Origin of the sequence: Streptomyces sp. NPDC050759 (genome assembly GCF_044456945.1) — a bacterium.
Taxonomy (GTDB): Bacteria; Actinomycetota; Actinomycetes; order Streptomycetales; family Streptomycetaceae; genus Streptomyces.
Genome location: NZ_JBITGI010000013.1, coordinates 177,234 through 199,541, shown reverse-complemented (window position 1 = coordinate 199,541; position 22,308 = coordinate 177,234). Strand labels below are relative to the sequence as shown.

Genomic DNA, 22,308 nt, shown 5'->3' with positions numbered 1-22,308 from the left:
AAGGAGTCGCCCAAGGCTTCGACTTCTTGAGACCACTGCCTGACTCAACCGTTCGCATTTGTCTACTTTCCAGAGCGAGGGGGTGCCATGTCAGAGCCGGCGGCACCGACCACGGCGGTCGCCCGCCCTGCCAAGAGGCTCTCGGCAGGCCGTGAGCGGACCATCCTGCGAGCCGTCTACGAGATTCTCGCCGAGTCCGGTTACCAGGGCCTGCGCTACGAGGCAGTGGCGACCCGCGCCAGGACGAGCAAGGCCACGCTGTACCGGCACTGGCCCACCAAGGCGGAACTGGTGACCACGGCCATGAGCTTGCGCCCGGCCGAAGAGCTGCAGGTGCCGGACACCGGCACGCTGCGTGGCGACCTCCTGGCATACCTCCAGTTGCTCGCCGAGTGGATGGGGGGCGAGCCAGGCGCCGTGATCAGCGGTCTTTTCGTCACCATGCGCAATGATGCCGAGCTCGCGGCGCTGCTGCGCCCCTTGCTGATCCCCGCTGTACCGCCTGTCCGGGCTGTCTGCGAGCGGGCAGAAGGGCGTGGAGAACTCGCCCTGGGCCAGGACGTCCGATTCATCGACGAGCTCTGTGTGCCGGCCCTGTTCATGCGCCACGCTCTGCTCGGCCTGCCTCTGGATGTGGAGTTCGTCGAGTATCTGGTCGATGGCGTTGCCATGCCACTGCTCGTTCGAGTCACACCATGAGCCTGAGGTTGCCAGAGATGACGAGTCCGGCGGTGCCGAGCACCGTGGCTTGATCGTTGGCTTCGGCGAAGACGATCCGTGCGAGAACGTGATTCTGCTCGGGCCGACGGTTATCGCTGTTTTTGTGGCAGATACTGCTCAACGTGGCTGGCCATGACGTTCCTTCGATCGATGTGAGGCGGCCCGAGGAACTCGATTGCTGAGCCGGTTGCATTGAGAATCGCTTCATGAGTGATCATTTGCAGGCGGACTTTTCCGTCAAACCCACGCTCGTTGGGGGAGGGTGCTCCTGCGCCCGTTCCTCCTGGACCAGGACGCTCCCGTGCTTGGCTCGTTCCTCCAGGATCCGGAGGTGGGCCGCCTGACCGGCAGCAGCCATGGGGCGGCAGATCGTGAGCCTTGGGACGAGGCCGCTGAGGAACGGATGCGTGTGTGGTATGGCACCCGCCATGAGCAAGCGGATCGGCTGAACCTGGCCGTCGTCGAGCGGGCGACCGGCGCCTGCGTGGGCGAGGCGGTGCTCAACGAGTGGGACAGCGGAAATCGCAGCTGCAACTTCCGGATCGCGCTGGTTGCGGCGGGCCAAGGTCGTCGTTGACCAGCCGGGGATGGACGGGCCGGCCGGCAAACCGTTGCTCGTTCTGGCGAAGGAGCCGGTGAACGCCACGCAGCGCGGCCTCTCGCGCCGCCCGGTCGGCCGCCACCGAGCTGTGCGCAGACACGTCGATACTCGCCGGCACAGGGCGACTCATCGTGTCTTCCTTCGCGGGCGTGGACCTTCGCGGAGAACCGCTCAATCCCTGCCTTCTCCCTTCCCCTGTTCCACGGCGGGAACGCGATGGCGTGTGCAAGACCCCGGCAAGCCACCTCGCCGGACTCCGTCTGCTCAACGCGATCGGTACCCGGCTCCCGGTCCTCGTCCTGCTGGCGGCGCTCCCGTCCGGAGTGCACCCGCGCATCGTGTCGCCCTGATGGCCACGGCTTTCGGCGTCGGGGTCATGATGATCGCGCTACTCGTCGGTCTCGCCGTGATGCGCCGGGTCTGTCTGAACTCCGTCCCCCCGACCGCCCTGCCGCCGGACACCGCGGGCGACATGGATTTCGCCTCGGCGGATGGTGTGTCAGGAGTGGTCCTGGTCTTGGCGTTGGGGGTCGGCTCGACGCGGCAGCAGGAGGCAGAGCGGCACCGCTGCGGCGGTGAAGCCGGCGGCCCACCAGAAGGCGTCGCCGAATCCCGAGGCCAGGGCGGCCCGGGTGTGAGTGTTGGCGGTGGCGTGCTGCAGGATCATGACGAGGAGCGCGGTGCCGATGGAGCCGCCGATCTGCTGGGCGACGCGGCTGATGCTGGAGGCGGCCGGGATCTCCTGGCGCCGCAGTCCGACGAAGGCGCCGCCCATCAAGGCGATCATGGCCGCGCCCAGCCCGAGGCCGCGGGCGAACAGCACGGCCGTCAGCATGGTGTTGTCCGTGGTGGCGGTGACGAAGCCGAACGGCACGGTGGCTGCGAAGGTGACGGCGAAGGCGGTGACGGCAACCGGACGCGCCCCGATGCGGTCCATGTACTTGCCGGCAAGCGAACGGGACAACAAGGTGCCCACACCCTGCGGGATGAGCAGCATCGCGGCGCCCAGAGCGGATTCACCCCGGACCTGCTGCCAGTACAGCGGCATGACCAGCATGGCCCCGTAGAGGGCGGCTCCGGCCAGTAGCAGCAGCGCCGTGGACGAGGCCGGGGCCCGATGGCGGAGCAGGCGGATGTCGAGCAGGGCGTCGGCTCCGCGCCGAAGGGCCCAGGCGAGGTAGCCGGCAAGCAGGACGACTCCAGCGAGCAGGGGCAGCCCGGCCCTGATGCCGATGAACCAGTCGGGTCCGCCGAGCTGCGTCAGGCCGTAGATGACGGCGGCGATGCCGGGCGAGAGCAGGAGCACGCCCACGAGGTCCAGTCGGGGGCCGGTCCCGGGGCGGGGCCGGTCCTCGGGCAGGTTGCGCCGGGCCAGGTAGCCGCCGACGAGGCAGAAGGGGATGTTGAACAGGAAGATCCAGCGCCAGTCGCCCAGGTGCAGGATGACGCCGCCGATCACCGGGCCGATGATCGGGCCCAGGGCGGTGGGCACGGTGATCAGCGACATGACCTTGCCGATGTTGCGGCCCCCGGCGGCCTGCATGGCCAGCGTGGCCATCAGCACCATCATGATGCCGCCGCCGATGCCCTGGACAACGCGGAACGCGATCAGGCTCGGGGCGTTCCACGCCGCGGCGCACAGCATCGATCCGGCGAAGAACAGGCCCAGGGCGAGGATCCACAGCCGCTTGCCGCCCAGGACCGACTGGGCCCAGCCGACGGTCGGCATCGTGGCGGACAGGGCCAGCAGGTAGGCGGTGGTCACCCACTGGATGGTGGCAAGCGAGGTGTGCAGTTGCCCGGCGAGGCTGTCGATGGCGACGCTCATGATCGTGGTGTCGAAGATGACGGCGAGCGCGCCGACGATCAACGTGCAGGTCAGGCGCCGCAAGGCCGGGTCGACCCGGCTGGAACCGGGGATGGGTGGTGACTGGGTACCGCCGGCGTTCATGGACGCCCCCTTAAGATAAGGTGCTCTATCTTACGGGTCTCAGGCTAGGGCGCTAATCTAAGATAGGCAAATCTATCTAACTGGAGGAGCGACGATGCCCGAACGGCGCCGCGGAGCGGCCCTGGAGAATGCGCTGCTGGACGCGGCCTGGGACGAGCTCACGGCCACTGGATACGCCAGGTTCACCATGGACGCCGTCGTCAAGAGGGCCGGTACCAGCCCCCCGGTCCTCTACCGCCGCTGGCCCGACCGGGACGCACTCGTCCGGGCGACCCTCGTCCACATCCTGCACAAGAACGTCCTGGCCGTTCCCGACACCGGAAGCCTGCGCGAGGACGTCCTGACCCTCATGCGGGAGATCAACGCCACCCGCGTCCAACTCGTCACCGTCATGAGCGTGTACCTGGCCGACTACCACCAGGCGACCGGGACCAGCCCCAGCGAACTGCTCGATCCGTCCGAGACCGGCCGCAAGCAAGCCATCGACACGATCTACCACCGTGCCGTCGACCGCGGGGAAGTCAAGGCGGAGCGCCTCACCGAACGCATCAAGACCCTGCCCTTCGACCTGCTCCGCCACGAGTTCCTGACGACCTTCGCCGCCGTGCCCGACCAGGTTCTCGAAGAGATCGTCGACACGCTCTTCCTCCCCCTGGTGCGTTGACAAGCGATGACCAAATCGCAGGGAGGAAGCGCGACACAATGCCAACACGCGCTGTTCTACCGGTGGTTGGTTGCGCCGCGTCCACCCTCAAGAGTAAGTGCTGCTGCAAGTAGCGTTCCTCGCACCCAAGTTCAATCTGAAACCAGCCTTCTGATAATTTCAGAGCGCTGGCGTCTATGTGGTCACGTCGTCAAGTCGATGTCAGACTCGGGCCGGTGACAGTCCCTCAGGAGGTTCCGGAGTGAGCGACGGCCGGTCGGCTGCGGGTAGCGGTAGTGCCCCCACCGTTCTCCGCATGATCCTGGGCCGGCGTCTTCAGGAGCGGCGGCAGGACGCAGGCGCCTCACTGGAGGACGCGGCACGGACCCTTCGGGTGGGCCCCCTGACGATCCGCCGTCTGGAGAAGGCCGAGGTCGCCCTCAAGCCGCTCTATGTGGAAAAGCTCCTGGAGACCTACGGGGCGGAGCAGCAGGAGATCGAGGAGTTCGTCGAGCTCGCCGAGCGGGCCAACGAGCCCGGCTGGTGGCACACCTACCGGGATGTCCTGCCGAACTGGTTCAGCGCCTACGTCAGCCTGGAGGCCGGGGCCCAGACCGTGCGCACCTACGAGCCGCACTACGTCACGGGGCTGCTGCAGACCCCCGCGTACGCGCGCGGCGTCCTGCGCGGCGGCTTCCCGAACGAGGCCGACGAGGACCTCGGGCGGCGTGTGGACCTGCGGCTGCGCCGCCAGGGCCTGCTGGGCAGACCCGGCGCGCCCACGCTGTGGGTGGTGATGGAGGAGGCGGTACTGCACCGGGTGGTCGGCGGCCCGGAGGTGATGCGGGAGCAGATCGAACGGCTCCTGGAGGTCTCGGAGCTGGAGCATGTCAGTGTCGACGTGGTGCCGTTCACCGCCGGCGCCCACGTGGGGGCGTGCGCCCCGTTCACCTACTTCCGCTTCGAGGAGTCGGAGCTGCCGGACATCGTGTACACCGAGGTCCTCTCCGGCGCGATGTACCTGGACCAGCGCTCGGACGTGTCGGCGCATCTGGAGGCGCACAACCGCATGTCCCTGCTGACCTCGGACGCGGACAGCAAGGCGCTGCTGAACCGGATGCGCAAGGAGTACTCATGACCAGCACCGACTGTCACGTCTACAACGGGATGCCGGCCACCGACCTGGGCGAGCAGGGCTGGGAGTCCCCGTGGAGCGGGCCCAACGGCGGCCAGTGCGTACAGACGAAGCTGCTGTCCGACGGCCGGGTGGCGCTGCGGCAGTCGACCGATCCGGCCGGACCCGCGCTGATCTACACCCCGCAGGAGATCTCCGCGTTCGTCACGGGCATCAAACACGGCCTCGCCGACCATCTGGCGGCCGGCTGAATCCGGACCGGTGGGACTGAGCCGGCCTCGGTCACCACCTTCCCGGCACCCCCACGCACAGCACCGAAAGGTATGGACAGGATGACCAACTCGCACGCCGCGCGGGAGATCGACACCAGTCGGCCCCACTCGGCCCGGATGTACGACTACTACCTCGGCGGCAAGGACCACTTCGACGTCGACAAACAGGCGGCCGAGACCGTCGCGGCGGTCTACCCCGGCATCTTCACCTGCGCCCGGGAGAACCGCGCCTTCATGCACCGGGCCACCCGCGTCCTCGCCCGTGAACACGGCATCCGTCAGTGGCTGGACATAGGCACCGGCATCCCCACCGAGCCGAACCTGCACCAGGTCGCCCAGTCGGTGGTGCCCGATGCCCGGGTGGTGTACGCCGACAACGACCCGCTGGTCCTCAGGTACGCCGAGCGCCTGATGCGCAGCACGCCTCAGGGCCGCACGACGTACATCGAGGCGGACGTCAACAACGCGGGCGCGCTGCTGAACGCGCCGGAGCTGGCCCAGGTGCTGGACACGGGCCGGCCCGTGGCCCTGTCCCTCAACGCGCTCATGCATTTCGTCACGGATGCGCAGGACCCGTACGGCATCGTGAGCCGTCTGCTCGAGGTGCTCCCCTCGGGCAGCGCGCTGGCCCTGAGCCACTGCACGCCGGACTTCGACCCGGCCACGTGGCAGAAGGTCACGGACATCTACACCAACGCCGGCACGCCGGTGCAGTTCCGGAGCCAGGCGGAGGTCGCCCGATTCTTCGAGGGTCTTGAGCTGCTCGACCCCGGTGTCACGGTCGGTCACCGCTGGCGCCCGGACGAGGAGCCCACCGCCTCGGACGCCGAGGTCAGCTTGTGGACGGGGGTGGGCATCAAGCCGTAGCGCAGCAGCGGGCAGCGCCGTGCGGGAGCTGGAGGCACCCGCACGGCGGGGGACGGGCTGCGCGTCGAGCGGTGCCGCGTAACGGACAGTCAGGCGCGTGCCCGGGGGCCACGCCGCGTTCTGCGCCAGGACCGGTCGGAGCACGTCTCGGTCAGCTTGAACGCGGTCCGGGCATCGGAGGCGTCCTGGTGGGGTGGTGACGGTGACCGGGCCGTTGCTGCGGCATCTTGGGGAGGCCGCCGTCGGCCGAAGGCACCATCCAGAGCCTACGAGTGTGCGAGGCCGCTGTCCCCGGGTGGAGGACCGAGGAGTACGGGCGGCGCCTGACCCGGCGTCCGATGTGGCACCTGGTCGCCTCCATCAGCGGCGCCGACATCCCCGTCGTTGTCTTCACTGCATGGTCAGGGAGTTCCAGGAGGCGATCAGCGATTCTTGTGTGGTTGAGGGATGCCTGGTAGGACTGTGGCGCGCCGTCACCGTCACATGTTCGATTCTGCGGGGGTTCATGTGGTCGCCACGGCCTTACCGTCTTCGCCGCGGCGACGCCCGGGTGCTCCGCGCCCGGCTCGGCGGCGGCTTCCCGCCGTTGTCAGGCGGGCCACGCGGCACGGGCTGGTGCTGGGCGCTGTCGCGGTGACCGTGCTGCTGTGTGCGACGGCGCTGGCCGCGCTCGCAGCGCTGGCCGGGAGTTCGGTGCAGGCCGGGGCCGTACGGCGGCTGGCTGCCGACCTCGACGCGCAGGTGGACGTCAGCGCGTCCTACCGGGCCGGGGGAATGGCCGCCGCCGATCGAGATGTGCGGGCCGCCGCCTCGCGGGTGTTCGCGGGGGTGCCACAGCGGACCTATGTGGGGCTGCTGGGCGTGTCGCCGGTCTCGGTGACGGGGATCGACGGGGTGGCCGGCCCGCCGCGCGGTCCCGGGGGCAGTGGGCTGCACCCGGTCGCGGTGCAGGACGGGGGCAGGTTCGGACAGTTGGTCGCCGGGCGGTGGCCCGCCGGCACGGCCGACGCCCCGGCCGACGCGTTCACCTCGCTCCCCGATGTCCGGGTCGCCACCGGATCCACCGCCCCGGTCGACGCGGCCGTGCCCGAGGCGTTGGCCAAGCGCCTGGACATCAAGCCCGGTACCGGTCTTCAGGTGCAGGACGCCTTCGGGCGCGCCATGACCCTGCGGATCACCGGTGTCTTCCGGGCGAGTGGTGCCGTCGGGTTCTGGCCCGCCATGGCCGGTGACCTGACCCGGGGCCAAACCGCCGACCAGCACCTGCTGGTGGTGTCGGCGTCGGCCCTCAACGGCAGCGCCGTCCTGAACGGACAGCTGACGGCCCACTGGAGTGTGCAGCCGGACTTCTCCCGTATCGACGCGGACAGCCTCCCCGGGCTGCACGACCGGCTGCGTGCCTTCGCCGGCAGCCAGAGCCGCGTGTCGGTGTTCCGCGGGCGACAGCCGTCACTGGACGACCTGAGGGTGGCCTCCGGGCTGCCGGAAGCGATCGACGACCTGACGGTTCCGATGGTGGCGGCCCGCTCCTCGCTGTACCTGCCGAGCGTGATGCTGGCGGCCCTCGCCCTGGCCACCCTGGTGCTGGCCGCTCGTCAGTTGACGGTGCGTCGGCGCGACGAGCTGGCCCTCCAGCGGGCCAGAGGCGCCGGCACCCTGCGGTTGCTGCGCGGCGCGGCGGCCGAGTGGGCGCTCACCGGCGTCCCGGCCGCCGTCGCCGCTCCCTTCCTGGCCGGACTGCTGCACCCCGGCAGCCGCGGCACCGGCGTGTGGGCGGCGGTGGGTCTGACCCTGCTGGTGCACGCCGCGGCGGTGCTGCTGCCCGTACTGACGTCGCCGCGGACGCGGCCGGCCCGCGGCGCACGGGCCGCCGCCGCGCAGCGCCTCGGCGCCGACCTCGCGCTGGCGGCGGTCGCCGCCCTGGGGTATCTGGAGTTACGGCGCCACCACTCACTGCTCGCCGGCCTGGGCAGCGGCAGCGCGTCTGCGGACCCGGTGCTGGTCCTGGTGCCGGCCCTGGTAGCGGGCGCCGGAGCGCTCCTGCTGCTACGACTGCTGCCGCTGACCTCTCTCCTGCTGGACGCGTTCGGCCGTCGCAACCGGGGACTGGTCCTCGCGCTGGCCGGATGGCAGCTGAGCCGACGAGCCACCCGCAACGCGGGACCGGTGTCGCTGATGTGTCTGGCCGTGTCGGTGAGCGCCTTCGCCACCACCGCGCTTGCCTGCCTGGGCGGCCTGGCGTCCGAGGAGGCCGCGTTCACCGTCGGCGCCGACGTGCGGATCTCCCCGTCCGCGGCCGACAGCTACCCGTCCTCCGTACTGGCCACCGCTTATCGCGCACTGCCCGCGGTGACCGCCGTGACACCGGTGACGCGGTCGACGGTGAACCTGCCCGGCGGCGCCACCGAAGACCTGGTCGGCACCATCGGCGGACCCGCCCCGCGCACCCCGTCACCGGACGTCTTCGGGATACGGCTGCCCGGGCGTCCGACCGCGCTGCTGCTGGACGAGCGGCTGAGCAGCGACGGCAACCGGGCGGGGCCCGGTCTGGGCCTGACCTTGCAGGACGCGTCCGGCCTCGTCAGCACCGTGACGACTCGTCTGCCCGCCGCCGACGGAGCCCGGCACACCATCGTGGTCCCCCTTGATGTGGAGCTGAGTGGCGGCCATCCGCGGGAGTATCCGCTGACGGTGACCGCCGTCAGCGTCCTGCCGCAGCCGAACGTGCGTCCCGCACGACTGGACCTGGAACTGATCCGGGTGGGCGGGCGCGGCACCTCCGACGCCTGGGGCACCCGACTGCCCGGTGGGCAGGTCTGGGGCGATGGCACGGACCATGCCTCCGACTCCACCGCGGGGGCGTGCCAGGGAAATTCGACCGGCCGCTACGAACTCGGCACTCCCGGGGTGTGCTCCATCGTTCCCGGCGGTTCCGAGGTGCTCCGGACCACCATCAGCACCGGCATCCGGGCCTCTCAGGCCGTCGATGACGCCTTTGGCGGCGACCTGTCCGACAGTGACTACGACACCCTTCCCGGCAGCCAGGTGCGACTGGTGGCGGGCCCGGCCGGCGGGCCGGCGCCGCTGCCGGTGCGCGCCGACGCCCCGACGTTGCGCGAGGCACGCCTGGGCGTGGGCAACACCACCACGCTCGATGTGGGTGGCGCCCGGATCACCGCCAAGGTGGTGGGCCGGGTCGACTCGCTGCCCGGACTGGGCCGCGGACAGGGGCATCTGATCGCCGACCAGCGCCAACTCGCCACCGCGATGACGCGGGCCGGTGCCGACCAGGAGGATCCCGCGTTCTGGTGGCTCAGCAGCACCGACAGCGCGCGCACGGCCTCCGCCGCCGAGGCGCAGCCCGCGCTGGGCCGCGTCATCACCACGGCGTCCACCGCCGCTTCCCTGCAGGCCGACCCGTTCCGCAGCGGGCTGCGCCGGGTGCTGGAACTGGTCCGGTACCTGGCCCCCGCTTTCGCGGTCATCGCCTTCACCGTGCACGCGGTGGTCGCCACCCAGCAGCGCCGCAAGGAGTTCGCCTTGCTGCGGGCCATCGGCGTCCGTGCCGGATGTCTGTCCGCGCTGCTGGGCGTCGAGCAACTGGGTCTGGCGCTGTTCGCGGTGGTCCCGGGGGCGCTGATGGGCATGGCCCTGGCATCGGCGGTGCTGCCCTTGGTCACCGTGGACGACAGCGGACAAACCCCCTATCCGCCGCTGCCGTTGGTCATCCCCTGGGGCACTGTGGCGCTCACCGCGGTGGCGACCGCTGCGGCCATCAGCGCGGTCGTGCCGGCGCTGGCCCGGCTGTTGTCCCGAGTGGACCTGGTGCGTGTGCTGAGAGCGGGGGAGGACCGTTGAAGCCGGCGGCCGGACACGACCGGAAAGGGCGGACGGTGACGCGAACCGTCGGCGCGGGCGGGGCGGTGACGCGGCGCCTGATACGCAAGGAGACGCGCGGCGATCTGCCGCTGCTGGCCTGCCTGGCGGTGGTCGTCCTGGCGCTGACAGCGCTCTGCGCGTGGCTCCCCGCCTACGCGGGCGGTCAGGAGGACCGGGCACTGCGGCAGCGGGTCCACGCCTCGCAGGCCCAAGCACCCCTGATCAGCCTGAGCACCACTCCCGAGGTCTTCGGGACCGTGCCGCCCGCCATGGACGCGGCCGGCCTGCTCGACGCCGGCCGCACCCTCACCGAGCAGCTCAGCGGCCCCGCCGCGCGGCAGCTGACCATCACCGGCGGCAGCTACGACTACAACCAGGCGTCCCTGATCTCGCCGGCGCCGCCGGGACCGGCGAACACCAGCACCCACCTGCGGGTCAGCTATCTGCCGTCCGCCCGGACCCATCTGCACTACGTCAGCGGCCATGCGCCGGCCGACCACACACCGCTGGGCACCGCGCCCCAGATCGGGCTGTCGCAGGCCACCGCACAGGCGCTCGGCGTCCGGGCCGGCAGCCGGCTGACCCTCGAGTTCGCGAAGACGCTCGGGGTACAGAACGCACCGCCCCGCGCGGAGCTGGTGGTGAGCGGGGTCTACCGCACCACGGCCGCGACCGACGGCTTCTGGGCGGGCCGCGAGACGCTGGACCAGCCGTCCCGCTACCCGACCGAGCACTCCGCCGGCACCGTGCTCGCCGTCCGCGGCCTCGTCGGCCTCGACGCGGCCGACCTGCTGGCCGGCGCCGGGGTGGGCGGCCCCCGGGTGACCTGGCAGGTGCGCGCCGACCTGTCCGGAGCGGCGCTCGACCAGGCCCGCGCATTGACCGGCCCGCTGTCCCACTACAGCGCGGTCCTCAGCGACGCTCTGTGCCAGGGAGTCGACCCGATCACCAGCGACCTCGGCTGCCATGTCGGCGGCCAGGCCACCGGGGAACTTCTGGTGGTCGACTCCCTGACGCCACTGCTCGCCGACTTCACCGCTCAGGACCAACAGGCCAGGGAACTGGCGACGTTCGCCGTCGACGCGCTGGCCGCGGTAGCACTGGCCACCGTCACCGTCGCGGTACGGCTGCTGCTGCGCCGGAGACAGGCGCACCTGCGGTTGCAGCGCGCGCGGGGCGCGTCCACCGTGCGGCTGGTGCTGCTGCGCTGCGCCGTGGCCTGGCCGGTAATCCTGATCGCCGCACTGCTCGGCTGGGCGGCCGGAGGGAGCCTCGCTCCCACCGGCACGTCCGGATCCCCGCAACCGATGACCGCCGCCCTCGCCGCAGCGGTGGTGGCGCTGACGGTGCCGCTGCTGACCTGGCTCGCGGTCCGTGAGCCGCGCAGAGCCGGCAGACTGCGGCGCTCACGCCGGAACATTGCCATCGGCCGGCGCGTGGTCCTGGAGCTGACGATGCTGGTCACGACGGCGGCGGGCGTGGTCGCGCTGCGCTCGCAGGGACCCGACGGGATTCTGGGCGCGGTGCCGGTGCTGGTCGCGCTGACCGTCGTACTCATCCTGCTTCGGATCTACCCGCTCGTGCTGCGCCTGGTGCTGCGGCGGGTCCGGCGCGGCCGGGGAGCGGTGAGCTTCGTCGGAGCGGCCCGGGCCGCCCACGACGCCCCGGCGACCGGGCTGGCCCTGTTCGTCCTGGTCCTGACCCTGGGGACGGCCGTGTTCGGCGGCCTCGTACACCGTACGATCGACGACGGCCTGGCCACGGGTGCGGCCTGGACCACCGGCGCCGACGCGAGCGCGACCGCGGCCGGGACCGTGACCTCAGCACCGGACAGAGGCACCTCCGGAACACGGACCGCCGTCCAGCATGTGTACACCCTCAGCATGACAGGACAGACCGACGGCGCGGTGATATCGACGGTCGCCGTGATCACCGTGAATCCCCGGCAACTGGCCGCCGTCGCCCCGAAGTCGCCGTTGGCCGGAACCCTGCTGGCCCGGCTGACCACCCCGACGGGAGCCCGAGCCGACGCGAACGCCCCGCTGCCGTCCCTCCTCTCGCCCGGCCTGCGGGCGAGAGAGCGCACCGGCGGATTCACCGCCACCGTCGTGCCCGACAGGCAGCGCCCAAGGGACCTGAACTTCAAGCCGGTCGGCACCCTCACCGCCGCGGAACTGCGCGACCCGCTCCTCGGGCCGGTCACGGCGCAGATCCCCGCCGGGACGCCGATGCTGATCACCACCACCGCAGCCGAGCAGCTGATACCCCATCAGTCCTCGGGAAGCACCGTCCTGCTCCTCAAGGGCGACACTCCCGCCACCGCCGAACCCGCCGCACTGCGGTCGGCGGCGGCCAAGGCGCTCGGCCCACTGGCCCGGATCCGCGTCCGCTCCGAGACGCTGAGCGCCCTGCGCACCGACGGCCTGACGCGGGGACTCGGCACGATCTACACCACCAGCTCCATCCTGGCCGCCCTGTCGGGCCTGCTCGCGCTCATCCTGGAACTGACCCTCACCTCCCACGAGCGCAGCCGCACCACCTCGTTCCTGCGCACCCTCGGACTCGGCGGCAGGGAAGCCGCGACACTGCACTTCCTGCAACTGCTGCCGCTGGCGGTCGCCTCAGCGGTGGGCGGCACACTGCTCGGGCTGCTCGAACCGCGGCTCTTGGCGCGGACACTGGACCTGCAGCAGTTCACTGGGGGCCCCGCCCAACCGGCGCTGCACACCGACCACTCACTGACCGTCGCCCTCGTCGCCGGCGTGAGCGCGCTGATCCTGGCCGCCGCGGTCACCGAGGCCGTCCTCGCCCGCCGGCGCGGACTGGGAGCCGTACTGCGCCTCGCGTGAAGCCTCGACGCGATCAGCGTTCGGGGCCACCGCCGGCCGCGTCCTGCGCGGCGGACCGTGCCCGGCGCGCGGCCTCGTCGGGCCACACACCGACATGGTCGCTCTCCAGGACCAGCCGCACCCGCTTGCGCAGGTGCAGCCGCTCGGTGAACTCACCCGGCAACTGCAGCCGACCACTGCCGTCCAGTACCGCGTACTCCTCGGCGCTCAGCACCTCGACGCCGTCCTCACCGGTGGCGACACGGCGCAGTACCTCCGTAGACGTGCGGCCGTCGCGGATCCCCACGGTGCGCTGCACCTGCTCGGACACCAGCGCGTCGTGGGTGACCACGACCACGGTGACACCCAGGTCCTCGTTGGCCCGGCGCAGCGCCGCGAAGACCTCGTCGCTGGTGGCGGTGTCGAGTTCGCCGGTGGGTTCGTCGGCGAACAGCACGCGCGGCTCGTTGGCGCTGGCGACGGCGATGGCGACCCGCTGCTGCTCGCCACCGGAGAGCGTGTCGGGGGTACGGTCCCGGCAGTGCCCGACGGACAGCAGATCGAGCAGTTCCTCCGCCCGGCCCCGGCGCCGGGACCGCTTGATCCCGGTGTACGTCATGGGAAGCATCACGTTCTCCGCCGCCGAGAGGTAAGGCAGCAGATTGCGGGAGGTCTGCTGCCAGACGAAGCCCACCGTGCGGCGCCGGTAGCTGAGCCGCTCGCGGCGCTTCATCGCCAGCAGGTCGTGTCCGGCGACCTCGGCGGCACCCGCGCTGGGCACGTCCTGGCCGGAGAGTATGCCCAGCAGGGTGGACTTGCCGGAGCCGGAGGCCCCGATCACCGCGATCATCTCGCCCTGGGCCACCGTCAGGTCGAGGCCCTGGAGAGCCTGTACTTCGACGCCCCCGGTCTGATAGATCCGCACAAGGTTCTCGCAGACCACCAGCCCCGCCTCACGTTGCGGGACGGCGGTGGCCACCGCCCGCCGACGCAGCTCGTCCAAGTCCGGTACCGCGGACGGCTGTTCGTGAACTGGCACAACGGCCCCCCGAGGAGATGAGGTCTGCGGACAACGCTGTCAGGCGGTCGTCAGGATAATGCGGAAGTCTGTACGAGGGCACACTTGGCCGGGTCAGTGGGGGAGGGCACCGCGCTTTCGCCGAGCTGTTCGCGCAACCGACCACCGTGTACGCGCGCTTCACCACACGATGGCTGCTCCTCTCCTCGGTGAACGCCACCACCTTGGTGCGGTGAGGGCGGGCGGGGGTGCGCGAGTTCCTGGAGCCAGGCCTGTTGTACGACCCGGAGTCTGGGGTGGATTTCGCTCTTCCGGGCTCGTGCCCCGGTCAGTCCGGTAAGGCGCCAGGTCGGCCCACGAGGGGTTGTCCTTCTCGGGTCAGCGTTCGATGAGAATGTTCGTGCTCATAGCGTCGCGTGTGACGCCCGACGGCTGATCCGGGTCGGAGGGCCACCAAGGGGCCGTGACCGCGCCCACAGTACGGCGCCGACGTCGTCGGACCTGCTGGGCTTGGCTTCGGCCGGCAGAGCGAGGCGGATCCGCACGGTCCGCGATTCCCCGGGCTTGAGCTGGAACTCGTCCGTCTCCACGTGTGTTCGGCCTGTCAGGTCGGCCCAGCGGCCCTCGCGGTTGATCGACCAGTGCACTTGTCGCATGGATTGGCTGATCTCTCCGTGGGCGAGGGAGATCGAGATGCGGAGGTGGGAGCGAGTGAGCTTGCCCGCGGCGTTGCGCACCCGCACGTACCACTCCACCGGTGTCCCGCCCTCGGTCGCCCGGAGTATCTGCGGGACCATGATGGTGAGATGTGTGGGGTCGATGGAAAGAAGCAGGCGCGTCGCGGATGCTGCCGGGTGGATATCCGCAAAACGGGCATCCTTGGACATCTCCGCGGCCACCGTGGTGGTCACGGCAGGAACCTTGCCCTCCACGTCGTCGGTGCGCTGGTCAGCGGCGAACAGCCGGAAGTCGAGCTCCGTCCGTGCCTTGCCGCGATACGACAGCGGCACGACGGCGGCGAACTCTCCGTTGTCGTCCTGCTCGTTGGTCCACTGCAGCGGCACATCGTGCCAGGAACCGTTCTCGCGGATCTGGAGTCCGTCGGGGACGGTCCCGATGTAGAGCGCCACTTGGCGTCGCTCGGCCTGGCCGGCGGTGAGGCCCGTGACGGTGAGGTGGAGGGGGAGGGGCGGGCCGCCGGGGACCAGGGTGTTGCCGTCCGCACGGAGATGAATGACCGGGTGAGGTGCGGGTGTGAGCCCGCTCGCCGACGGGCTCCTTACCGCAGGCGCGGACTTCTGCTCCCCGCACCCGGCGAGCGCCGTCACCGCGACAACCGAGGCAGCCAACATGAGCGCTACAGCCGGTCTGGGTATGCGCGTCACGGTCAGTCCTCCGTGGCGGACTCTATCGGCGGCAGCGACCGGTAGGTAGGTCATCAGAGAATACGGGCGGACGCGGGGACCGTGGCACCGCGGACCAGGTGCCAGACCGTCAGTCGGTCAGACCGACAGCGAGACCTTGTGGGTCTCGTCGGCCTCGTGGCTGGGCGGTTGCTCAATCGCCCCCCTGCGGGGACGACACGACTGTTGCTGTGGTGACCATGTGATAAGCCGTCGTCGTGCGCCACATAGGCTGATCGCCTCGCGAACAGACAAGCGAAACGGCACGGGGGTGCACATGCGGACGCGCACAACGATGGCCGCGATCACAGGAGTCGGACTGCTCGCGCTGGTCGCCACCGCCTGCGGGAGTACCGGTGGAGACTCCACCAGCGGCGAGTCAGGCTCCGGCAAGGCCGCGGGCACACCCGCCGCGGCCACGGCGCTACCGGTGGAGTCGACCGCACGGAAGGCCACGTGGACCGACCAGAGCACGGCCCATCAGCTGACGCTCGCGCCCAAACGGCTCGCGCGCGGCACGGCGGCGGCTCTCGACCATGTCCAGCTGGACGAGGACCTGACGGGGATGGTCCCGTACTACCTGACCGTCACCTACACCAACACCGGCTCGGCCGCCCTGGCCCAGCCCGACCCGGAGGCGAACTTCACGGTCACCCTCGCGGACGGAACGCCCGGCAAGGCGACCTCCCTGTGGAACAGCAATCCCCTTGCCACCGCGACCAGTTCCTACCTGCCCGAAAACTGCGACCAGGCCGGCCCCGCCTCGGTGGCGCCCGCCGCCACGGCCACGGTGTGCCAGCTGGTGCTGCTGCCCAAGGGGCACACGCCCGCCACCGTTGCCTACGCCGACGACTCCGGCAAGACCCTGCTGTGGAAAGTCGGCGACGGCACCGGCGACGACGACCGCGGCAGGCTGCTGGCTGCCGGCACGACCGCCGACTCCACGTACCAGGACGTCACCACCAAGAGCGGCACCGTACCGATCCGCGTCACCCCGAAAAGCGTGCGCGCCGGGAGCCTCAACGACCTCGGGGACTACGACCTGAGCGACACCCAGAAGAACCTCGTGCCCTGGTACGTGACCTTCGAGTACCGCAACGCAGGCACGGAGAAGCTGCTGCCGTCCATGGACGACGGCGTCGGACTGCGCACCGCCGCCGGCCGCGAGGTCCAGCCGACACCGCTGTTCGACCTCCGCGCCGCCGAGGGCCAGGGCATCGACCAGTGCCGGGGCAGCGTCCCCCACACCCGCCTGGAGCCGAACTCAACCCTCACCCTGTGCACCGTCCACCTGCTCCCCGCAGGTGACCGCCCGGCGATGGTGTCGTTCACGGGCGAGGGCAAGGGTGCGAAGACCCTGATGTGGCACGCGCGGTAGAAGCCGCCGACAAATCGTGCTGCCGCCACCGGTTCACCGACATCAGCGTCACGCGGAATCGGCGGGCTACGCCCCCGCCACTCGCCCCATCCTCGATCACGGCACCGGGCGCCGACCGATTCGGTCCGCGCGGAGCGCGAGGTGATCCTCGCGGCCGGATCCGAGGGGAGCCCCCATCTGTTGCGCAGCCAGGTTCTCCACCGCCCTCAAGCCCCTCGGACACACCGGGTGATCCCACCGGAACGGTCTCTGGAGAGGGAAAGATCGGTTCGGTTCAGATCATGGACGGCGGAAGCTACGAAAAAGTCGGCCCCTGGACCTTGTCAACGGCCGGAAACGGCACGGCGAAGTTCAAAGCCTACTTCAGCGTTCTGGACGGAGACGGTCAACAGCTTGACGAAGGCTGTTATCTCACGGCGTACGTCATGGCAGGCGGAAAGATCACGGCAGACGGAAAGCAGCATCATGGCTGCACAGCGGCCGGCTGGCGACACCGACCTGTTCCAGCACGTCCAGGGGCATCGGCGATCCATTCGCCGACCGCCGGCAGCGAGGTCGCTCCGGCCAGCACCGCGCACGCGGTGAGGGCGGACGCGACGGCCAGGCGGTGGCCCACCCCGCGCGGGCCACGCGGGTCCGGCACCGCGGCCAGCCGCTCCACCAGGCCCGGGAACTTTTCGGGACCGACCTGCGGATTCTCCCGCAGTTGGTCGATGCGTCGGCAGGCACGGTCTTCCAGTTGGACAACGGGGGCAGAGAACTCCATGCTCTTGAGAGCCAGTGCCTGTCAACTCCCGGATGACCGCCAAGGCGACGGATTCTCACCGACCGGACGCCCTGCAGCAACGCTGAAGCCTCCCGTGAGGCCTGCTAGGGCAATCGCCTGAGCCACAACACGGCAAGGCCGTAGGCGACAGCCGACACAGCAAGTCCCGTGAGGACCGTAGCGGTGTACGCCCGGTCGGGCAGCGTCTGCCTGAAGAACCCGAACGTGACGTCGCGAGTGAGGAGGAATGCCGCGACAGCGGCGAACATCGCACCCGCTGACTGCTGGGTCCACCGTCCCGGCTTCGACGCGACGCGGCCATCCGGGCGAGGAACAAGAGGTTCTGTCACTCGTCACTTGTACCGGTCCCCATGCGACTGATCAATGGCAGCCGGCCCAAGCCCGCACGCGGCAGGGCGTCAGCGGCGTCGCACGATCACGAACCGGACATCTTGCGACCACGCCGAAGCCCTGCCCTATGGGCCCGTCCAGAGACGCACATGCCGAGATAGACCTCTCGGGTGGCTGGGTGCGGCTTCTGTACGTGATCGTTCCAGGCCGGGCGTGAGACCGCTCGACCACTGCGCTTCTCCTTGCGTCGCTGGTTTTGGGCCGGGCGCGGAGCGGGAGACAAGGATCCATCCTGGCGAAGGGCGTCGACATGGACAACCTCGCCGAAGCCGAACCCAAGGACGTGCGCCGCACTGTCCGTGCGCTGCGCCTGTTCCTTGCCCGGCAGATGGTCGAAGACTCCGGCGGACCTCTTCCTGCGGCTTAACGTCGTCAAAGACGGCGAGACGCTGGAGTCCTTCCAGGATCTCGACCAGGCGGAGGAGTTCGCCGCCCAGCATGAAGGCGCCCGCGTGGCCGACGCGCTCCGCCTGTCCACCCGCGTGATCGTCGAACTGCTGGAATGAGTGGTCGAGTTGTATGGGGTGGTGGTAACCGCCCTACTACGTTGTCTTCCGACTCCTCGACTCCATGGCGGCAGGCTGTCAGGCGTGGCACGGGAGTCTCGCCCTCCAGGGCGTCGACCCGCACTCCCGGCCGCTGAGGCGGATGCTGAACGCCGCCGAGGCGTCCATGGACATGGCGGCGGAGGACGGCGCCGCGCGCCCGGAACCGGGCCGAGTTGTACGCCCCGCTGCAGGGGGCCCGTCGGCAGCCGGCCGACGGAGCGCGGCCGCGCAGCGCGGCCCGTATCGACCCCAGTGGGGCACGCGCGTTGATGGCACAGATCGCGGCCGAGGATGCGCGGCTTCAGGGCCGCAGGTAGGTGGCTACTGAACTTGAACTCGTGATGTCGGGTCTCGCGGGCTGAGGTGTGTCAGATGTGGGCCCTGATTTGCTGCACTGGATGTCCGAGGGCGCCTCCGATGGCGGCCAGTTCCTCGTCGCTGAACCAGGCGCGCTCGGGGTTCCAGATGGCGATCTCGAATCGAGCAAAGCCACAGGGCCAGTCGTAGTCCATTGCATCCAGCGAAGTCGCGGCGCCGCAACAGGGGACCACCACCGCGAGGGTTGCGAAGCCGTCGTCGCAGTGGGCTTCGAGCAGGTCGCCCCACCACTCGGTGTCGATCGACGCGCCGCAGTGGGGACAACCGATCTTCTGCAGATTCTGACCACAGTCGACAACGGTGAGTGTGTCGTGCCAGGTGACGTCGATCTCGACGTCGGCGCCGCCGGGGAGCCCGGGGGTCAGGTCCTCCACGATCGACGCAGTACGGTCAGCCGCGGCCTGCTCGGGCTGCCAGTGCGGGTCGGTCGGAATCACAGACAGGACGTCGTCACTCACGGGCTCACTCGATTCGTCGGGCGGGAACTTCATCCAGGCGACGCGATGCTACTGAACGCGCGTTCGGGTGGCAGGTTCCCGAGCTGGTCACGCGTCGAGCGCCGGGCCGGTGCCGATGAGACAGCCGTCGAGCAGCCGGGGCCCGATACTGCAGCATCTTGATCTTCCGTGGTGGACCACGGCTCGTAACGCGCAGAGCGTCAAAACCTCCACCAGCGTCCCAGCCTCAAGTCAGGGCAGGGACAACGCCAAGAAGATCGTGGGCAGGAAGCGCAGCATTGTGACCGACACCCTCGGCCTCCTCCTCGCGGTGCTGGTCACCGCGGCCAGTGTCCAGGATTCCGTGGCCGGCACCCAACTGCTCGGCCAGGTCGCCGCCACCCAGCCCACCATCCGCAAGGTCTAGGTCGACGGCGGCTATCGCAAGCACTTCGTCGAGCACGCCGCCACCCTCGGCATCGACTTGGAAATCACCGCCCGCACCCCCGGGACCAGGGGCTTCACCCCGATCCCGAAGCGGTGGACGGTCGGGCGGACGTACGGCTGGCTGATGCTCCACCGCCGCTTGGCGAGAAATTACGAGACCCTCCCTGCCCGCTCCGAAGAGGGAGAAAGCTACCTCTCATGGTGTGGGGGCGTGTGAGGTTGTGGCCTGCCCGCCGCGCCGTGCGCCCGGCAGAAGTGGCTTCCGCCCTGCACGGGAGCGGGTGCGGGTACGGATACAGATACGGTCAGCCCGGTACACGGCGGGCTCGGCGCCAGGCGCTTTGCCAATGGCGCCAGAGGTCCGCGCCGTTGACACCGACGGCCAGCGCCACGACGGCGATGGACCCCAGCCCGAAGATCCAGGAGAAGGAGAACCCGGCGAGGATCGCCGTCCCCGCAAAGCTCACCCCGCTGTACAGGGCGACCAACCGCTCGGCCAGTTCTCTGTACCGGCTGTGCCCCACGATGAGCAGCTCGCTTGCGAAGTTCAGTACGAACCAGCCGCCGACCAGGATCACTGAGAGATAGATGAGTGTCCGCAGCGGCCACGTTTTGTACAGTTCTTCCCACCGGTGGTGCGCGCTCTCCTGCCAGGCCCACACCTTGCCCTGCAAGTCGGCGACGACCAGTGTCGAGCTGTCCCGCTCGCTCCAGTGCGGCGAGATCTCGAACGCCGGCTTAGAGGCCCCGTCGAGATACACGTCCAGCATGACTCCGCCGAACGTCTGCTTCAGCCTGACTGTTTTGGTGATGGCGGCGGTCCGCACCGGCAGACACTGCTCGACACCACGCTCGGCGATACACACCGCCACAACCCGTTGCTGGTGCTCACGGTGGTACGCCGGCCCGATGCGCCAGGCGCCCAGACCCACGAGAACCAACCCGAACGCGATGTTGGCGACACACCATGAACTGCCGTATCGCCAGCGCATTCCGCAAGTAAAACAGCGAGAGGCGGAACCGTACAGGTGGCAGCCGATCGGCTGTTCCTGGCCCTCCGTCAGACACCACGCAGACTTCGACGGAGTCAGGGTCAGGATTCGGCGAAGGGGCCCCTTGGTGAGGGCCAGTTCGGCGTGGTCGCGTTCGCCGTAGAGGACGCGGCCATCGCCCACGAACACCCCCTCCAGGTGTACGGACACGCTGGACGTGTGGACGGTGACGGCCCGGATCGACGCGGACGTCCTGGCCGAGGACCTGTCCGTGCACAGTGACCTGGATGAGGATGCGTTGGACGCGGTGCAGGACGTCGCGGTAGGCGCCGGATGTCGTTCGTGCGGGTGCGGATGTTCGGTCCGGCCCGCCCCTTCGAGGCAATGGACTCCTACATCGGGGAAGTGGCGAGCATCGGCGAAGTGGTCCTGGACCTCGCCCCCGGAGACTGGGCCCCTGGCGTCCGGACCGCGCCTGGGCACCCGGTCGGCGATCGGTTGGTCATGGACCGGGTCATCCTGGAGCCTGGATGGCGCGGGGTTGGACACGGTCCGCTGCCTTGCTGAGAACGCGCCGCCTCTCATTCAGCGTTGAGATGGCTGCGGGCGGGAGCGGGCAGCACTGCCTCCACCGGCGTTCACCAGTACGGCACCCAGTCACGTCAGCATGCGCGACAAGCAGGCCTCCTGACCTGCCGCGCCGGAGCCCGCAGTACAGCGCGGGCAAGGACGAGGGTTCCTGTCGGGCGGTTTACGTCACGTCGACATAGTCACCGGCGGCGCTGATGGCCGGGGGTGGTCGTGGTTCCGGGGAAGCGGTAGCGGTAGAAGCCGTCGGCGGTGGCCTTGACGGTGGTCTTCAACTCGCCGGTGCTGGTAGTCGTGACGGTCTGAAGAGTGGTGTAGGTGGTGCTGTTCTTGGGGCGGTACTGGAGTTTCACTTTCTGGCCGCTGTAAGGGCTGTCCCGTAAATGATCTTCTGGTCGCCTTGGGCATGGTGAACAGCCGTGGCCCGCTTGCCTATCCGGCGAGGGCGAGGTTGTGCATACGGGCGATGCCGAGCATGGCGTGGTGAACGCCGTCGCCTTTGAGACGGCAGTCGCGGAGGATCTTCCAGGTCTTCATGCGGGCAAAGACGTGCTCGACCCGTGCTCGGACCTGTTTGTGGGACCGGTTGTGTTCCTCCTTCCAGTCCGGGAGTTCGGCCTGTCTCTTCGCCTTTCGGTGCGGGATGACCAGTCCGGTGCCCTGGTAGCCGCCGTCGGCAATAGTGGTGGTGTTGCCGACGGCAGCCTTGGCGCCGGACTCCTCCCAGCCGCGGGAGTCGTGCCGGTTGCCCGGCAGAGGTTGGCCGACCACGACGACGAGACGGGTGTCCGCGTCGATGACGACCTGGTGGGCGGTGGAGTACCGGTAGTTCTAATAGCTCATCGGTGAGCCCGAGCGCGAGAGTGCAAGGGCCCGCTGCACAAGGTGGAAGCCTGCCCCCGTTCCGGGACTGGATCCCCGTCGTCAGACCGGTTCCGCCTTGCCCCTCGCCCTGTCGGACGGAGACCTTCGGTAGTTCCGGGACCTCGATCTCTCGTCAAAGACCGGTCCCGTCCGGCAGGAGCGTTGGCATCACAGGTTTCATG

At 69.8% G+C, this 22,308-nt stretch carries 18 protein-coding genes and 3 pseudogenes; 12 read left to right on the top strand and 9 right to left on the bottom strand.

Annotated elements, in window-relative coordinates:
• Positions 1-87: 87 nt before the first annotated feature.
• Positions 88-699: a TetR/AcrR family transcriptional regulator gene (locus ACIBJB_RS32925; protein WP_398936014.1), complete on the top strand. Its 612-nt coding sequence runs from the start codon at positions 88-90 to the stop codon at positions 697-699.
• Here the strand turns inward: ACIBJB_RS32925 and ACIBJB_RS32920 are convergent.
• On the bottom strand, positions 689-928 hold the full coding sequence (locus ACIBJB_RS32920; RefSeq protein WP_398936012.1) for a hypothetical protein: 240 nt from the start codon (positions 926-928) through the stop codon (positions 689-691). The two genes, ACIBJB_RS32925 and ACIBJB_RS32920, sit on opposite strands and share 11 nt — an antisense overlap.
• A gap of 93 nt (positions 929-1,021) precedes the next feature.
• Here ACIBJB_RS32920 and ACIBJB_RS32915 point away from each other — a divergent pair, with 93 nt between their 5' ends.
• Together ACIBJB_RS32915 and ACIBJB_RS32910 are read left to right on the top strand one after the other, a co-directional pair.
• Positions 1,022-1,297, top strand: a complete 276-nt coding sequence (locus ACIBJB_RS32915; protein WP_398936011.1) for a hypothetical protein — start codon at positions 1,022-1,024, stop codon at positions 1,295-1,297.
• A 245-nt stretch (positions 1,298-1,542) separates the two neighbouring features.
• Positions 1,543-1,671: a hypothetical protein gene (locus tag ACIBJB_RS32910; protein ID WP_398936009.1), complete on the top strand. Its 129-nt coding sequence runs from the start codon at positions 1,543-1,545 to the stop codon at positions 1,669-1,671.
• 149 nt (positions 1,672-1,820) lie between these two features.
• Here ACIBJB_RS32910 and ACIBJB_RS32905 read toward each other — a convergent pair whose 3' ends face one another.
• Entirely contained in the window at positions 1,821-3,272 is a 1,452-nt protein-coding gene (locus ACIBJB_RS32905) for an MDR family MFS transporter (RefSeq protein ID WP_398936007.1), read from the bottom strand.
• Between the two features lie 94 nt (positions 3,273-3,366).
• Here ACIBJB_RS32905 and ACIBJB_RS32900 point away from each other — a divergent pair, with 94 nt between their 5' ends.
• The 6 genes from ACIBJB_RS32900 (at position 3,367) to ACIBJB_RS32875 (ending at position 12,917) form a co-directional block, all read left to right on the top strand.
• Positions 3,367-3,936 carry a TetR/AcrR family transcriptional regulator gene (locus ACIBJB_RS32900; RefSeq protein ID WP_398936005.1) on the top strand — a complete coding sequence of 190 codons (570 nt, stop codon included), beginning with the start codon at positions 3,367-3,369 and terminating at the stop codon, positions 3,934-3,936.
• Positions 3,937-4,177: 241 nt separating this feature from the next.
• Positions 4,178-5,053, top strand: coding sequence for a helix-turn-helix domain-containing protein (locus tag ACIBJB_RS32895; RefSeq protein ID WP_398936003.1), 876 nt, complete (start codon positions 4,178-4,180; stop codon positions 5,051-5,053).
• A complete protein-coding gene (locus ACIBJB_RS32890) occupies positions 5,050-5,301 on the top strand; it encodes a DUF397 domain-containing protein (RefSeq protein ID WP_398936001.1) in 252 nt (83 codons plus the stop codon). Before ACIBJB_RS32895 ends, ACIBJB_RS32890 begins: the two co-directional genes overlap by 4 nt.
• Before the next feature lie 81 nt (positions 5,302-5,382).
• Positions 5,383-6,189, top strand: a complete 807-nt coding sequence (locus ACIBJB_RS32885) for an SAM-dependent methyltransferase (RefSeq protein ID WP_398935999.1) — start codon at positions 5,383-5,385, stop codon at positions 6,187-6,189.
• 633 nt (positions 6,190-6,822) lie between these two features.
• A complete protein-coding gene (locus tag ACIBJB_RS32880; protein WP_398935997.1) occupies positions 6,823-10,047 on the top strand; it encodes an FtsX-like permease family protein in 3,225 nt (1,074 codons plus the stop codon).
• A gap of 35 nt (positions 10,048-10,082) precedes the next feature.
• A complete protein-coding gene (locus ACIBJB_RS32875; RefSeq protein WP_398935994.1) occupies positions 10,083-12,917 on the top strand; it encodes a hypothetical protein in 2,835 nt (944 codons plus the stop codon).
• A 13-nt stretch (positions 12,918-12,930) separates the two neighbouring features.
• Here the strand turns inward: ACIBJB_RS32875 and ACIBJB_RS32870 are convergent, their stop codons facing one another.
• Complete coding sequence (locus ACIBJB_RS32870) at positions 12,931-13,899, bottom strand: ABC transporter ATP-binding protein (RefSeq protein ID WP_398935992.1); 969 nt, start codon at positions 13,897-13,899, stop codon at positions 12,931-12,933.
• A 419-nt stretch (positions 13,900-14,318) separates the two neighbouring features.
• Positions 14,319-15,266, bottom strand: coding sequence for a hypothetical protein (locus tag ACIBJB_RS32865; protein WP_398935990.1), 948 nt, complete (start codon positions 15,264-15,266; stop codon positions 14,319-14,321).
• A 328-nt stretch (positions 15,267-15,594) separates the two neighbouring features.
• On the opposite strand from ACIBJB_RS32865, the gene ACIBJB_RS32860 reads away from it, so the two are divergent.
• Entirely contained in the window at positions 15,595-16,695 is a 1,101-nt protein-coding gene (locus ACIBJB_RS32860) for a hypothetical protein (RefSeq protein ID WP_398935988.1), read from the top strand.
• Between the two features lie 463 nt (positions 16,696-17,158).
• On the opposite strand, the gene ACIBJB_RS32855 is transcribed toward ACIBJB_RS32860, so the two are convergent.
• Entirely contained in the window at positions 17,159-17,461 is a 303-nt protein-coding gene (locus tag ACIBJB_RS32855; RefSeq protein WP_398935986.1) for a transposase family protein, read from the bottom strand.
• Between the two features lie 728 nt (positions 17,462-18,189).
• Here ACIBJB_RS32855 and ACIBJB_RS32850 point away from each other — a divergent pair.
• Positions 18,190-18,378 (top strand): hypothetical protein, encoded by a 189-nt coding sequence (locus ACIBJB_RS32850; protein ID WP_398935984.1) that lies wholly within the window; start codon positions 18,190-18,192, stop codon positions 18,376-18,378.
• 410 nt (positions 18,379-18,788) lie between these two features.
• On the opposite strand, the gene ACIBJB_RS32845 is transcribed toward ACIBJB_RS32850, so the two are convergent.
• Positions 18,789-19,256, bottom strand: a complete 468-nt coding sequence (locus ACIBJB_RS32845; protein WP_398935982.1) for a hypothetical protein — start codon at positions 19,254-19,256, stop codon at positions 18,789-18,791.
• Between the two features lie 187 nt (positions 19,257-19,443).
• On the opposite strand from ACIBJB_RS32845, the pseudogene ACIBJB_RS32840 reads away from it, so the two are divergent.
• Positions 19,444-19,860 (top strand): annotated as a pseudogene (locus ACIBJB_RS32840) (transposase); the annotation flags it as partial.
• Between the two features lie 127 nt (positions 19,861-19,987).
• Here the strand turns inward: ACIBJB_RS32840 and ACIBJB_RS32835 are convergent.
• From ACIBJB_RS32835 to ACIBJB_RS32825, 3 genes and pseudogenes are all read right to left on the bottom strand, one after another.
• Entirely contained in the window at positions 19,988-20,857 is an 870-nt protein-coding gene (locus ACIBJB_RS32835) for a hypothetical protein (RefSeq protein ID WP_398935980.1), read from the bottom strand.
• 568 nt (positions 20,858-21,425) lie between these two features.
• Positions 21,426-21,630, bottom strand: a pseudogene (locus tag ACIBJB_RS32830) (hypothetical protein); the annotation flags it as partial.
• Between the two features lie 64 nt (positions 21,631-21,694).
• Positions 21,695-22,093 (bottom strand): annotated as a pseudogene (locus tag ACIBJB_RS32825) (transposase); the annotation flags it as partial.
• Between the last annotated feature and the right edge of the window lie 215 nt (positions 22,094-22,308).